15 protein-coding genes are annotated in these 13,332 nt (G+C 73.8%); 9 read left to right on the top strand and 6 right to left on the bottom strand.

Going from position 1 to position 13,332, the window contains the following annotated elements; genetic code table 11:
• Positions 1-16 precede the first annotated feature (16 nt).
• The 5 genes from OOK34_RS25575 to OOK34_RS25555 all read left to right on the top strand — a co-directional run bounded on the left by OOK34_RS25575 (position 17) and on the right by OOK34_RS25555 (position 4,740).
• Positions 17-805, top strand: coding sequence for an ABC transporter ATP-binding protein (locus OOK34_RS25575; RefSeq protein WP_267036194.1), 789 nt, complete (start codon positions 17-19; stop codon positions 803-805).
• Complete coding sequence (locus OOK34_RS25570; protein ID WP_267036193.1) at positions 792-1,676, top strand: ABC transporter permease; 885 nt, start codon at positions 792-794, stop codon at positions 1,674-1,676. The genes OOK34_RS25575 and OOK34_RS25570 overlap by 14 nt, the downstream gene beginning before the upstream one ends.
• 251 nt (positions 1,677-1,927) lie before the next feature.
• Positions 1,928-2,080 (top strand): hypothetical protein, encoded by a 153-nt coding sequence (locus OOK34_RS25565; protein ID WP_267036192.1) that lies wholly within the window; start codon positions 1,928-1,930, stop codon positions 2,078-2,080.
• Between the two features lie 101 nt (positions 2,081-2,181).
• The gene (locus OOK34_RS25560) at positions 2,182-3,054 is read left to right on the top strand and encodes a glutathione S-transferase C-terminal domain-containing protein (protein WP_267036191.1); all 873 of its coding nucleotides are present in this window, start codon (positions 2,182-2,184) and stop codon (positions 3,052-3,054) included.
• Positions 3,055-3,102: 48 nt separating this feature from the next.
• The gene (locus tag OOK34_RS25555) at positions 3,103-4,740 is read left to right on the top strand and encodes an FAD-dependent monooxygenase (RefSeq protein WP_267036190.1); all 1,638 of its coding nucleotides are present in this window, start codon (positions 3,103-3,105) and stop codon (positions 4,738-4,740) included.
• 16 nt (positions 4,741-4,756) lie between these two features.
• On the opposite strand, the gene OOK34_RS25550 is transcribed toward OOK34_RS25555, so the two are convergent.
• The 3 genes from OOK34_RS25550 to OOK34_RS25540 are packed head-to-tail and all read right to left on the bottom strand — an operon-like array spanning position 4,757 to position 7,214.
• Entirely contained in the window at positions 4,757-5,179 is a 423-nt protein-coding gene (locus OOK34_RS25550; RefSeq protein WP_125597212.1) for a universal stress protein, read from the bottom strand.
• Between the two features lie 9 nt (positions 5,180-5,188).
• Positions 5,189-6,706 (bottom strand): APC family permease, encoded by a 1,518-nt coding sequence (locus tag OOK34_RS25545; RefSeq protein ID WP_267036189.1) that lies wholly within the window; start codon positions 6,704-6,706, stop codon positions 5,189-5,191.
• A 55-nt stretch (positions 6,707-6,761) separates the two neighbouring features.
• Positions 6,762-7,214, bottom strand: coding sequence for a carboxymuconolactone decarboxylase family protein (locus tag OOK34_RS25540; RefSeq protein WP_267036188.1), 453 nt, complete (start codon positions 7,212-7,214; stop codon positions 6,762-6,764).
• A gap of 46 nt (positions 7,215-7,260) precedes the next feature.
• Between OOK34_RS25540 and OOK34_RS25535 the strand changes: the two genes are divergently transcribed.
• The gene (locus OOK34_RS25535; protein WP_267036187.1) at positions 7,261-8,700 is read left to right on the top strand and encodes a PLP-dependent aminotransferase family protein; all 1,440 of its coding nucleotides are present in this window, start codon (positions 7,261-7,263) and stop codon (positions 8,698-8,700) included.
• Between the two features lie 4 nt (positions 8,701-8,704).
• Here OOK34_RS25535 and OOK34_RS25530 read toward each other — a convergent pair whose 3' ends face one another.
• The gene (locus OOK34_RS25530; protein WP_267036186.1) at positions 8,705-9,298 is read right to left on the bottom strand and encodes a histidine phosphatase family protein; all 594 of its coding nucleotides are present in this window, start codon (positions 9,296-9,298) and stop codon (positions 8,705-8,707) included.
• 78 nt (positions 9,299-9,376) lie between these two features.
• The gene (locus tag OOK34_RS25525; protein WP_267036185.1) at positions 9,377-9,514 is read right to left on the bottom strand and encodes a hypothetical protein; all 138 of its coding nucleotides are present in this window, start codon (positions 9,512-9,514) and stop codon (positions 9,377-9,379) included.
• Between the two features lie 148 nt (positions 9,515-9,662).
• On the opposite strand from OOK34_RS25525, the gene OOK34_RS25520 reads away from it, so the two are divergent.
• The gene (locus tag OOK34_RS25520) at positions 9,663-10,142 is read left to right on the top strand and encodes an Lrp/AsnC family transcriptional regulator (RefSeq protein WP_267036184.1); all 480 of its coding nucleotides are present in this window, start codon (positions 9,663-9,665) and stop codon (positions 10,140-10,142) included.
• Positions 10,143-10,188: 46 nt separating this feature from the next.
• A complete protein-coding gene (locus tag OOK34_RS25515; protein ID WP_267036183.1) occupies positions 10,189-10,866 on the top strand; it encodes an HAD family phosphatase in 678 nt (225 codons plus the stop codon).
• 34 nt (positions 10,867-10,900) lie between these two features.
• Here OOK34_RS25515 and OOK34_RS25510 read toward each other — a convergent pair whose 3' ends face one another.
• A complete protein-coding gene (locus OOK34_RS25510) occupies positions 10,901-12,250 on the bottom strand; it encodes an MFS transporter (RefSeq protein WP_267036903.1) in 1,350 nt (449 codons plus the stop codon).
• 206 nt (positions 12,251-12,456) lie between these two features.
• On the opposite strand from OOK34_RS25510, the gene OOK34_RS25505 reads away from it, so the two are divergent.
• Positions 12,457-13,323 (top strand): helix-turn-helix transcriptional regulator, encoded by an 867-nt coding sequence (locus OOK34_RS25505; protein WP_267036182.1) that lies wholly within the window; start codon positions 12,457-12,459, stop codon positions 13,321-13,323.
• The last annotated feature ends 9 nt before the right edge of the window (positions 13,324-13,332 follow it).

The raw sequence follows: 13,332 nt of genomic DNA, 5'->3' as shown, positions 1-13,332 counted from the left end.
CCAGGAGGTGACGACCATGGCCACCACGCTCGCCAAGGCTGCCGAGGACACCACCGCGGTGTCCCACGCCGCGCGTATCGAGCACGTCTCGAAGTCCTTCTCCGGCCCGGCCGGATCGCAGCTCGTCCTGGACGACATCAGCCTCGATGTCGCCCCCGGCGAGTTCGTCACCATCCTGGGCGCCTCCGGCTGCGGCAAATCCACGCTGCTGAACCTGGTCGCCGGCCTGGACAAGCCGTCCACCGGAGCCATCACCACCGAGGGCCGCCCCGCCCTGATGTTCCAGGAACACGCCCTGTTCCCCTGGCTCACCGCCGGCAAGAACATCGAACTCGCCCTGCGCCTGCGCGGCGTCGCCAAAGCCGACCGCAGGACCGAGGCCGAACGCCTCCTGGAACTGGTCCGCCTCGGCGGCGCGTACGGCAAGCGCGTCCACGAACTCTCCGGCGGCATGCGCCAGCGCGTCGCCCTGGCCCGCGCCCTCGCCCAGGACAGCCGCCTCCTCCTCATGGACGAACCCTTCGCCGCCCTGGACGCCATCACCCGCGACGTCCTGCACGGCGAACTCACCCGCATCTGGACCGAGACCGGCCTGTCCGTACTCTTCGTCACCCACAACGTGCGCGAGGCCGTCCGCCTCGCCCAGCGCGTGGTCCTCCTCTCCTCCCGCCCCGGCCGGGTCGCCAAGGAATGGACCGTGGACATCCCGCAGCCGCGCCGCATCGAAGACGCGGACGTCGCGGAACTGTCCCTCGAGATCACTGAACACCTGCGTGGGGAGATCCGCCGCCATGGCCAGCACTGAAACGAAGCCGAAGAGCGACGACCTGGCCGGCCTCGAAGCCGGGCTCGACGCCCTCGACGCCGTCGAGATCCGCCGTGCGCCGGTCAGGGAAGTCCTCGTCAAGAAGGTCCTCCCGCCGGTCCTGGCCATCGCCCTGGTACTCGCCGTCTGGCAGGTCCTGGTCGCGGCGGAGGTCACCGAGGAGACCAAGCTGCCCGCACTGTCCGCGGTATGGGACAGCCTGTCCGAGATGTGGCTCAAGGGCACCCTGCTCGAAGTCATCTGGACCAGCGTCTCCCGCGGCCTGCTCGGCTTCCTCCTCGCCCTCGCCATCGGCACCCCCCTCGGCCTGCTCGTCGCCCGGGTCAAGTTCGTCCGCGCCGCGATCGGCCCCATCCTCCAGGGCCTGCAATCCCTGCCCTCGGTCGCCTGGGTCCCCCCGGCCGTCCTCTGGTTCGGCCTCAACGACGCCATGATGTACACCGTCATCCTCCTCGGCGCCGTCCCCTCCATCGCCAACGGCCTCGTCTCCGGCATCGACCAGGTCCCGCCCCTGTTCCTGCGCGCCGGCCGCACCCTGGGCGCCACCGGCCTGCGCGGAGCCTGGCACATCGTCATGCCCGCCGCCCTGCCCGGCTACCTCGCCGGCCTCAAGCAGGGCTGGGCCTTCTCCTGGCGCTCCCTCATGGCCGCCGAGATCATCGCCAGCTCCCCCGACCTCGGCCTGGGCCTGGGCCAACTCCTCGAAAACGGCCGCAACAACATCGACCTGCCCGGCGTCTTCCTCGCCATCATCCTCATCCTCGTCGTCGGCATCGCCATCGACCTCCTCATCTTCAGCCCCCTCGAGCGCCGGGTCCTCCGCACCCGCGGCCTCCTCGTCAAGAGCTGAACCTTCCACTCGACCCGCTGCTGGCCGCACCCCGACCCGCTGGTCCGGGGTGCGGCCCTGGGTGCGCTGGCGGTCACGGGTACCGTGCCGGTCCGGCCGCCCGGCCGGCGCCGGGTGACGGCCGGGGGCGGCCGGCGCGTGGCCGGGCGCGCGCCGGGCGGGAGCGCAGCGGGATCGCAGGCCCTCTTGACGGGGTCCCGACGGACGTCGACACTCCAGATCGGCGAATCCTGGCGAACCGGTAGGGAATCATGGGGTGTTCCGCACTGCACCGCGGCACTGACGGCGTCCGTGGCGCCGCCCTGCCGCTGCTGCTGACGTCCCGCCGCCACATCGACCTCCTGCGCGTGTGCAGTGCGGCGAATCCCCCGCACCGTGGCGCCCTCGCGTCCGCCCGCCCCTGACCGACCCGTTCCGCACGCACCGACCGGGTCCCTGGCCGCGCCGGAGCCGTCGCGTGCCCCCGTCGTCGTACGCCCGTGACCGAGAACTCCCAGGGAGACTCATGTCCTCCACCACCTCGCGCCCCGTGCCGTCCTTCCGGAGCCGGATCGGCCGTGACGCGCGCAGCGGCTACCCCGCCGTGCCGTACCGCTACCGGCTCCACCTCGCGCCGTCCTGTCCGCACTGCCTGCGGATCGCCGTCACGCACGGCCTGCTCGGCCTGGAGGCCGCCGTCCCCGTGACGCCGCTGCCCGCCGTGCCCGACGCGCCGGACGGCGGATACCTGGCACTGCGCCCGCTGTACGAGGCCAGTTCCCATCAGCATTCCGCACCGGCCGTGGCGCCGGTGCTCAGCGACGGCTGGACCGGACGGATCGTCAGCACGCACGCCCCCGACATCCTCAAGGACCTGGCCCGGCGGTTCGGCGCCTCCGGGCCTCGGCTGTACCCGGAGGGTGCCGAGGAGCGGATCGAGGCCGTGGGCCGGCTCTGCGAGCAGGGCATCGACGCGGCGCAGCTCGCGGGGCGGTCCGGCGTCGGCCCGCAGGCGCGCGCCACCGCGCTCGCCACCCTGCTGCGCGGCCTGGACGCGCTGGAGCGGCGGCTCTCCTGCGCCGATCACGTGCTGGGCGGGGAACTCACCGCCGCGGACGTGCAGGTGTGGGTGACGCTGGTGCAGCTGGACACGGTGCACCGCTGGCACCTGGACGCCGAGGCGGTGTACCGCATCACCGGCCACCCGCACGTGTGGTCGTACGCGCGAAGGCTGGCGGCGCTGCCCGCCTTCGCGTCCCACCTCGATCTGGACGCCATCACGCGCAGGCACCACGCGCACTGCCGGGGCCAGGAGGCGGCCGGTGCGGCGGTGCGCATCGTGGACTGGCCGCAGCGCGCGCCGCGCACAGTCACCGGCCTGGAGGCGATCGGGAGCTGAGGGCGCCATCGGCTGGCGGGAGGGCGGCCGCGCGCACACGATGGAAGGGTGAAGGCCAAGGCGGTGGACGTACTGGTCGCGGGGGCCGGACCGGTCGGTCTGACGGCGGCGGTGGAACTGCGCAGGCGCGGGGTCTCCTGCCGCATCGTGGACCGGCTGCCGGCCCGGCTGCCGTACGCGAAGGCCGTGGGCATCCAGCCGCGCACGCTCGAGGTCTGGGACCGGATGGGGCTGGTGCGGGAGGTGCTCGAGGTCGCGGTCCCGCTGCGCGGGCAGCTGACGTACCTCGACGGCGTGGAGCAGGCCCGGATGGACCTGGTGCTGCCGCCGGAGGTGCCGTACGGGTTCGCCGCGCTGCCGCAGTACGAGACGGAACGGATCCTGGAGGAGTTCCTGGCCCGGTTCGGGACCCGGATCGAGCGGGCCACCGAGCTGGTGTCCTTCGCCCAGGACGCGGACGGGGTGACCTGCCGGCTGGCCGGCGCGGACGGCGAGGAGGAGCTGCGGACCCGGTTCCTGGTGGGCTGCGACGGGGCGCACAGCATGGTCCGCAAGGGGCTCGGGCTCGGCTTCGAGGGCGGGGCCTTCCCCGAGGAGTTCATGCTGGCGGACGTACGGGTGGACTGGGACCTCCCGCACGAGTACGGCGTACGGTCCACGCACCGCGACGCCGGGGGCAAGACCGACGACCTGCTGATGTGCGTCCCGCTGCCCGGCCCGGGCAGGTACCGCATGTCGATGCTGGTGCCGCCGGAGCTGTCCTCGCCGTCGGTCGGCGCGGACGGGGAGGCGCACGGGCTGGAGAGCGGCCGGGCCCCCGCGCTCCACGACATCCAGGCGGTCCTGGACCGGCTGTCGCCGCAGCCGGTGACCGCGTCGGACATGCGCTGGTCCTCCATCTTCCGGATCAGCCACCGGATCGTGGACCGGTACTCCGACGGGCGGGTCTTCGTCGCCGGGGACGCGGCGCACATCCATCCGCCGACCGGTGCGCAGGGCATGAACACCGGGATCCAGGACGCCTGGAACCTGGCCTGGAAGCTCTCCCTCGCCGTGGGCGGCGCCGCGCACCCCGGGCTGCTGGCGAGCTACGACGCCGAGCGGCGGCCCGTCGGCGAGGAGGTCGTCGGGCGTACGGTCCGGCACGCCACGACGGGGTTCAAGGCCGATCCGGCGGATCCCACGGGCTTCGTCCTGCGCGAGGCCCAGCTGCTCGTCGGCTACCCCGACAGCCCGGTCGTCCGTTCGCCCGACGGCCCGGCGGACGGCGCGGACGGCGCTGCCGGGCCGCAGCCCGGCGAGCGGGCCCCGGACTGCGCGGGGCTGACCGGGGAGGTCCCCTCCTACCCCCTGCGGTTGTACGACCTGCTGCGGGACCGCGAGCACGTGCTGCTGCTCCACACGGACGGCGCACCGGACTCGCACGTCCCCGCACTCGCCGCGCTGGCGGACGGGTTGCCCGCGGGGCGGCTCGCGGCGTACGCGGTCCTCACCGAGGGCGGGACCGCGCCCGCCGGGGCTGCGTGGCCCGTGTACCGCGACGGGCGGGGCGAGTTCGCCCGGCTGTACGGGGTGCGGGAGCCGACGGCCTTCGTGGTGCGCCCCGACGGCTACCTCGGGGCCCGGCTCTGCCCGCCGACGGCCGAGGGGCTGGCCGGGTACCTCGCGGCCGTCTTCAGGGACTGAGGCCGCGCCGGGAGGCTCACGGACCGTCCTCGGTCGGTACGCACAGCACCGGGACCGGCGAGAGGTGCAGGAGCTTGTGCGGGGTGGAGCCGAGCAGGGCGCCCCGGATCGGGCTGTCGCCCCAGCTGCCCACGATGATGACCCGCGCCCGGTGGCGTTCGGCGGCGGCGAGCAGGGCCTGGGCCGGCTTGTCGTCCACGACCTCCACCGTCGAGGGGACGCCCGCCTCGTCGGCGGCCTCCACGGCGCGGGCGAGCGCGGCACGGCCGGCCTGGAGGACGGCCTCCCGGTGGGCGCGGTACTCCTCCCCCGTGGCTCCGGGCGCGGCGGCTCCGTAGACCAGGACCAGGGGCTCCCCGAAGGCGGTGGCCACCTCCAGCGCCACCCGCAGGGCCCGTTCGGCGCCGGGGGACTCGTCGTAACCAAGGACCACGGACATCCGGCCTCCTCAGGTCTTGCTGCCGCGGACGAGGGCCGGGTCGACCACGCCCCGGCGCTCCTGCCAGAACCTGCCGTCGTGGACACGCCAGAAGCACATGAGGAGCAGGCCGAGGGCCGCGATCCCGATCCCGATGACCAGCGGCGGGCCGAGGCCGAACCAGGAGACGCCGCCGGCCGAGTTCCGCGGGTCGGACATGTCGTGGACGGACTCCACCAGCAGCCAGGTCAGCAGCCCCGCGCCGACCAGCGGGCCCACCCCGATGAGGAACAGGTTGTGCGGGTTCTCCAGCAGGTGGCGGCGGTAGTAGACGGCGCAGGCCACGCCGGTGAGCGCGTAGTAGAACGCGATGAGCAGGGAGAGCGCGGTCAGGGAGTCGAGGAGGGCGTTCTCGCTGATCTGGTTGACGACGAGGTACCAGGCGATGGCGATGGCGGCCACCCACCAGGTGCTCACCTCCGGCGTGCGGAAGCGGGGGTGGATGTGCGCGAGGCGCGGCGGCAGCGCGTGCCGGCGGGCCATGGACAGGGCGGTGCGGGAGGCCGGGATGATCGTCGTCTGGGTGGAGGCGAGGGCGGAGGTGCAGACGGCGAGGAGCACCATCCAGTCCCAGCCGCCCATCACCTCGTGGGCGAGGACGGCGAAGACGGCCTCCTCCTCGCCGGCGTTCTCGGCGAGGAACTTCGTGCCCGCGTAGCCGACGACGGCGAAGCCGACGGACAGGTAGGTCACCAGCAGCACCACGGTGGACCAGATGCCCGCCTTGCCGGGCGCGGTGGCGGAGTCCTCGACCTCCTCCGTGAGGTTCACGGCTGACTCCCAGCCCCAGTAGATGAACACGCCGAGCAGCAGTCCGCCGGTGAGCGCGGAGCCGCCCGCGCCGAAGGGGTTGAGCCAGGCGAGGGCGGGTTCCGTCCCGTCGAGGGTGCTGGTGCCGGCGTACACGCGGTAGATGGCCACGACGGCGAAGACCAGGAGGAAGAAGACCTGGGCGAGGATCAGGACGTCCTGGAGGTGGGCCGACAGTTCGGTGCCGATGACGCAGATGGCGGTCATCGCGAGGATGACCACGACGGTGAGGGTCTGGCGGACGACCTGGTTCGCGGCCCAGTCGTCGAGGCCCGCGGCGAGCAGGCCGAAGTGGACGGCCACGTCGGCGAGGGAGCCGATGACGAGCACGCCGGTCATGGTGATGGCCCAGCCGCCGAGCCAGCCCGCCCAGGGGCCCATGGCGCGGGTCACCCAGGAGAAGGTGGTGCCGCAGTCCTGGTCGACCTTGTTGAGGTAGTAGAAGGCCGCGGCGATGAGCAGCATCGGCACGAAGGACGCCAGCATCACGCCCGGCGCGTAGATCCCGGCCAGGGCGACGATCGGGCCGATGACGGCGGCCAGGGAGTAGGCGGGCGAGGTGGAGTTCAGGCCGATGACGAGCGCGTCGAGGAAGCCGATCGCGTTGGCTTTGAGGCCCTCCCCGGAAGCGGCGTCCGAGGTCGCGCTGCCCGCCTCGCCGCGGTCGCCGTCGTCCATGTACGCATCGTCACGCACACGGCGTCCGCGCGCGAGGCGGGCGCACCGGGCCGGGTTACTCGGTGCCGGGGGTCTTGCGGGTGGTGACGTTCATCCGGTTCCAGGTGTTCACGGTGAAGACCAGGGCGATCAGGTGGGCCAGCTCCTCCTCGCCGAAGTGCCGGGCGGCCTCGTCGTAGACGGCGTCCGAGACTCCGCCGGGCAGCAGGGTGATCTCCTCGGTCAGGGCGAGGGCCGCGCGTTCCTTCTCGGTGAAGAGGCTCGAGTCGTGCCAGGCGGAGAGCTGGTAGATCCGCTCCTCCGACTCGCCGCCCTTGCGGGCGTCGCCCGTGTGGTAGTCGATGCAGTAGGCGCAGCGGTTGATCTGCGAGGCGCGGATCTGGACCAGTTCCAGGAGGACCGGGTCCAGGCCCCGGCGGGCGGCCGCGTCGAGGGCGAGGACGGCCTTGAAGACCTTGGGGGCGACGGCGGAGAAGTTCATGCGTTCGGGAACCTGAAAAGTTGTCATATGAAGAACCTATGGGCGTGATCGACCCGGCGTAGGGTTCATTTCCATGCAGAGATCATGGGTCAATTCCGTGGGCGGGGAGCCGGCTCCGGACTCGGGCGCGGGCAGCGATCTGCACCTGGACCTGAGCGGCGGGGGCAGCCTGCGGGGCCGGCTGATGCGCGCCCTGCGGGAGGCGGTGCATTCGGGCAGGCTCGCGCCGGGGACCCGGCTGCCGCCCTACCGGGCGCTCGCCGCCGACCTCGGGATCGCCCGCAACACCGTCGCCGACGCCTACGCCGAGCTGGTCGAGGAGGGCTGGCTGTCGGCCCGTCAGGGGTCGGGCACCCGGGTCGCCGAGCGGGCCGTCCCGCTGGAACCCGAGGGCCCGCGCGGTCCGGCCCGGCCCACGCGGCGGCGGGTGGTCCACGATCTGCTGCCCAGCTCCCCGGACGCCTCCGCCTTCCCCCGTACGGCCTGGCTGAGCGCGGCCCGCCGGGCGCTGGCCGCCGCCCCGCACGAGGCCTTCGGGGTGGGCGACCCGCGCGGGCGGATCGAGCTGCGCCGCACGCTGACGGAGTACCTGGCGCGGGCGCGCGGCGTACGGACGGCGCCCGACCGGATCGTGGTCTGCTCCGGCTTCGCCCACGCGCTGGAACTGCTGGGCAGGGTCCTGACGGGCCCGGTCGCCGTCGAGTCGTACGGGCTGCCCTTCCACCGGGAGGTCCTGGCGCAGGCCGGGCGGGTGACGGTGCCGCTGACCGTGGACGGCCGGGGGGCGCGGACCGGAGAGCTGGCGGGGACGGGGGCGCGGGCCGTGCTGCTCACGCCCGCGCACCAGTTCCCGACCGGCGGGCCGCTGCACCCCGAGCGGCGGGCTGCGGTGGTGGACTGGGCCCGGGCGTCGGGCGGGGTGGTGGTCGAGGACGACTACGACGGGGAGTTCCGCTACGACCGCCAGCCGGTCGGTGCCGTGCAGGGCCTCGACCCGGAGCGGATCGTGTACATCGGCTCCGTGAGCAAGAGCCTGTCGCCCGCGCTGCGGATGGGCTGGATGGTGCTGCCCGGCCGGCTGGTGGACGAGGTCCTGGCGGCGAAGGGGCCGCGCGAGATGTGGTCGGGGGTGACGGACCAGCTCACCCTGGCCGAGTTCATCTCCTCGGGCGGCTACGACCGCCACCTGCGCCGGATGCGGCAGGTATACCGGCGGCGCCGGGACCTGCTGGCGGCGCGGCTGGCGGCCGAGGCGCCGCACGTCCGGGTCAGCGGTGTGGCGGCCGGGCTGCACGCGGTGCTGGAGCTGCCGCCGGGCACCGAGGAGGCGGCCCTGCGCGCGGCCCGCCGGCAGGGCCTGGCGCTGGACGGGCTGCGGCCCTATCGGCACCCGGACAGTGCCATGGCCCCGCGGGACGGGCTGGTGCTCGGCTACGGCACCCCGCCCGAGCACGCGTTCGCGGCGGCCCTGGACGCGCTGTGCCTGGCCCTGCCCGAGCCCGACGGCGGGTGAGGGGTCAGGGCCGGGTGTTCCAGCCCGCCACGACCGGCAGACCGTGCTCCGTGGACAGCACGCTGACCGTGCCGGTGCGCAGGAGGAAGAGCCGGCCGTCCTGCGGGTCCAGGCCGAGGTAGCGGGCCGTCAGGACGCGCAGGAAGTGGCCGTGGGCGACGAGCACCACATCGCCCCCGTCCGCGCGCAGCACCTTGCCGGCCCGGGCGAGTACCCGGTCCGCGCGGGCGCCGACCTGGGCGGCGCTCTCGCCGGGGTGGTGCGCGTCGCCCGCCGGGACCCCGTCGGTCCACAGCGACCAGTCGGGCCGGGTCTGCTTGATCTCGGCGGTGGTGATGCCCTCGTAGCCGCCGTAGTCCCATTCGTGGAGGTCGGGGTCGGGAACGCCCTCGCTCAGCCCGGCGAGTTCGGCGGTGGCGACGGCCCGGCTCAGCGGGCTGGTCAGCACCAGGGCGGGCCGCCGGTCGCGGAAGTAGGGGGCCAGGGAGAGGGCCTCCTCGACGCCGCGGGCGGTGAGCGGCACGTCGGTCAGTCCCGTGTGGCGCCCGTTCGCGCTCCACGCCGTTTCCCCGTGCCTCACCAGCAGAAGATCGCTCATGGTCGGGACCCTATGGGGGTGTGCTGGTGCCCGGCATGTCGTGCCGGTGGAGCCGGACGGGCGTGTCACTGCCGGGCGTCATGGACGTGCGGAGAGCTCGTCCTGCAGCCAGTCGAAGACGAGGTCACAGTTCTGCTGCGGGGCCATCGGAGAACAGTGCAGCTGCGCGCCGGTGTCCGCCCCGAACTCCGCCCGGTACCTGGAGGCACCCGTCATCGCTCCGGGCGTGGCTCCGCCCGCGGGGCCGGCGGCCGACTCCGAGGGAGCGTGTGCGGGCGCGTTCGCGGGCGAAGCCCCCGACCGCGCTACCCGGGGGGCCTCCTCGTTCGGACCCGGCGATCCGGGCCATTGGTACAGTCCTGGCATGGCGGTGGATGAGCTCGACACCCGGATCCTGCGCCTGCTGATCGAGCAGCCGCGCACCAGCGTCCGTGAGTACGCCCGGATCCTCGGTGTGGCCCGCGGCACCCTCCAGGCCCGGCTGGACCGGCTGGAACGCACCGGGGTGATCACCGGCACCGGGCCCGTGCTCTCCCCCGCCGCCCTGGGGCATCCGGTGCTGGCCTTCGTGCACATCGAGGTCACCCAGGGGCATCTGGACGAGGTCGGGGACGCCCTCGCGACCGTGCCGGAGATCATCGAGGCCTTCTCCATCACCGGTGGCGGGGACCTGCTGACGCGGGTGGTGGCCCGGGACGCCGGCCATCTCGAGGACGTGATCCAGCGGCTGATCCGGCTTCCCGGCGTGGTCCGCACGCGGACGGAGGTGGCCCTGCGCGAGCGGGTCGCGCACCGGCTGCTGCCGCTCGTGGAGTCCGTGGGACGGGCGGCTCGCACATCCTGACAAGATGGCGGGGACAGACATATGACCGGCAGAACGGGCACAGCGGATGATCTCCGTCATATTCGATCTCGACGGCACCCTCGTGGACAGCGAGCCGAACTACTACGAGTCGGGGCGCCGCACCCTGGAGCGGCACGGCGTCCCCGATTTCACGTGGGAGCAGCACTCCCGCTTCATCGGCATCGGCACCCTGGAGACCCTGGAGGTCCTCAAGGAGCGGTACGGCCTGTGCGCGCCGGTGGAACAGCTGCTGGCGGAGCAGAACGCCGCCTACCTGGAACTGGCCCGCACCCGTACGGAGGCCTTCCCGGAGATGCGTGCGTTCGTGGAGCGGCTGCACGCGCGGGGTGTCCCGATGGCGGTGGCCTCCGGCTCCTCGCGGGAGGCCATCGACGCCGCACTGGAGGGCACCGGACTGGCCGCGCTGCTGACCACGGTGGTCTCCGCCGAGGAGGTCGCGCACGGCAAGCCGGCCCCCGACGTGTTCCTGGAGGCGGCCCGCCGGCTCGGCGTCCCGCCCGCCGACTGCGTGGTCGTCGAGGACGCGGCGCCGGGCGCGCTGGCCGCGCACGCCGCCGGAATGGGCTGCGTGGCCGTCCCGTACGTGGCCGGTACGGCCGGCGATCCGGCCTTCGCCGCGGCGGGCCTGCTCTTCGAGGGCGGCCAGCGGGAGTTCAGCGCGGACACGGCGGAGGACTGGCTGTTCTCCCTCCAGGCCGCCTGACGGCGTCCGCCGGCGGGGCCGGCCCGGCCCGGGGTCAGCGCATCACGCGCGGCAGGCGCAGGCTGAGGGCGACCGTCACGGCGATCAGGCCCAGCTGGACCAGCAGGGTCACGGCGAGGGCGTCCCGCATCCCCAGCGAGGCGGCCAGCGCGAGGAAGAGGCTGCCGATGGTCGCCACGCCCAGGGCCAGCGCGGACTGCTGCGTGGTGACCATGACCCCGCTGCCCACCCCGGCCCGGTCCGCCGGGACGTCCGAGAGCATCAGCCGCATCAGCACCGGCAGCTGGAGGCCCTGGCCCAGGCCCGCGACGGCGACGCCCGGGGCCAGCCCGGCCAGACGGAGGTCCGGCCAGCCCCGCCAGACGGCCACCAGCACCAGGGCGATGCCGAGGGCCTGGAGCACCCCGCCGGCGGTGACGACCCGGCTGCCGAACCTGCCGACCAGCCGGGGCCCGGCCAGCGAGGCGGCGAAGAAGGCCAGGGCCATCGGCACCAGCGCGAGCCCCGCCGCCACCGGACCCATGCGCAGGCCCTGCTGGAGCGCGACGGCGACCACGAACATGAAGCCGCTGAAGCCGATGGAGAACGGCACCAGCATCACCAGCCCGCGCCGCAACGACACCAGCCGCAGCAGGCTCGGCGGCACCAGCGGGGTCCGCCCGAGCCGGTCGGCGCGGCGTTCGGTCAGGTAGAAGGCCACGGCCGCGAGGGGGGAGACGGCCAGCGACACCCACGTCCACAGCGGCCAGCCGGTCGCCCTGCCCTCGGTGAGCGGCAGCAGCAGGGACACCAGCGTCAGCCCGAGCAGCAGTGTGCCGGGGACGTCCACCGACGCCGGACGGTCCGAGCGGGTCTCCGGGAGGGCCCGCACGGCGAGCACCAGCCCGGCCACCACCACCGGGACGTTGACGAGGAACACCGAACGCCAGCCGGAGCCCGCCACGTCGGCGGCGACCAGCACCCCGCCGAGGATCTGCCCGGCGACCATGGACAGGCCCGCGGTGGCTCCGTACAGGCTCATCGCACGGGCCCGGCGCGGGCCCCGGGTGGTGGCCTGGATGGTGGCGAGCACCTGCGGCAGCATCAGCGCCGCCGCGGCTCCCTGGGCCACCCGCGCGCCGACGAGGGTCCAGGCGGTGGGCGCCAGGCCGCAGGCGAGGGAGGTGAGCCCGAAGGCGGCCATGCCGATGAGGAACAGCCGGCGCCGGCCGACCGTGTCGCCGATCCGGCCGCCCAGCACCAGGAGCACCGAGTAGGCGACCCCGTAGCCGCCGACGACCAGCTCCAGCATGGCCGGACCGGCGGCGAGGTCGGCGTCGATGGCCGGCAGCGCCACGTTGACGATGAAGAAGTCGATCAGGGGGAGGGCCGCGCCCAGCAGCACGGTGAAGAGCCCGAGCGGCGTGAGGACGGCGGGCTCCGCGACGGCGGGCGGGCCTGTGGGGGCGGCGGGGGAAGGGTGGGTCGTACGTACGGTCGTTTCGCTCACGAAGGAGACGATCCTCCGCCGCTCAGCCTGGTACCAGAGTCTCCTTATCCTGGTACCAGGAGTACCTGGCAACCGGCTGAGCGGTACGGCACCCTGGTCCCATGACCACTGTTGCCCCGGAGAGCGACCTGCGCCGGCACGAGCTGGCCGACTTCCTGCGCAGCCGCCGCGAGCGGATCACGCCCGAGCAGGTCGGGCTGGCGCGCGGCCGCCGCCGGCGCACCCCGGGGCTGCGCCGCGAGGAGGTCGCGCAGCTCTCCGCCGTCGGCGTCACCTGGTACACCTGGCTGGAACAGGCCCGCGAGATCCAGGTCTCCCCGCAGGTGCTGGACGCCCTGGCGCGGGCCCTGCTGATGGACTCCAGCGAGCGTACGCATCTCTTCGCGCTGGCCGGCACCACCGACCCCGCGCCGAACACCCGCTGCCCGAACGTGACCCCGGCGCTGCGCGCCATGCTCGACCAGCTGGACCCGATTCCGGCGTGCGTACAGAACAGCCGGTACGACATCCTGGCCTACAACAGCACCTACGGGCGGCTGCTGTGCGACCTCGACGCGCTGCCCGCCGAGGACCTCAACTGCATGTGGCTGGCCTTCACCAACGCGGACTGGCGGGCCTCCCTCGTGGACATGCCGGACGTGAACCGGCTGCTGGCGGCCAAGTTCCGGGCCTCCATGGCCGGGCACCTCGCGGAACCCGCCTGGAAGACGCTGCTGGCGCGGCTGGAGGCGGCCTCGCCGGAGTTCCGGGAGATCTGGGCCCGGCACGAGGTGGTGGGGGCGGGCGGCAACACCAAGTACATCCGCAACGCCCATGTGGGGCTGCTGCGCCTGGAGCACACCAGCCTGTGGCTGGGCCCGGCATCGGGCGCTCGGCTGACGACCTTCGTCCCGCAGGACGAGGAGACCCGACTGCGGCTCGAACGCCTCCGGGAGCTGTCCCCGGCCCCGGCCCCGGCCCCGGCCTGATCCCGCCCG

Origin of the sequence: Streptomyces sp. NBC_00091 (assembly GCF_026343185.1) — a bacterium.
Classification (GTDB): domain Bacteria; phylum Actinomycetota; class Actinomycetes; order Streptomycetales; family Streptomycetaceae; genus Streptomyces.
This window is presented reverse-complemented; position numbering and strand designations above follow the sequence as displayed.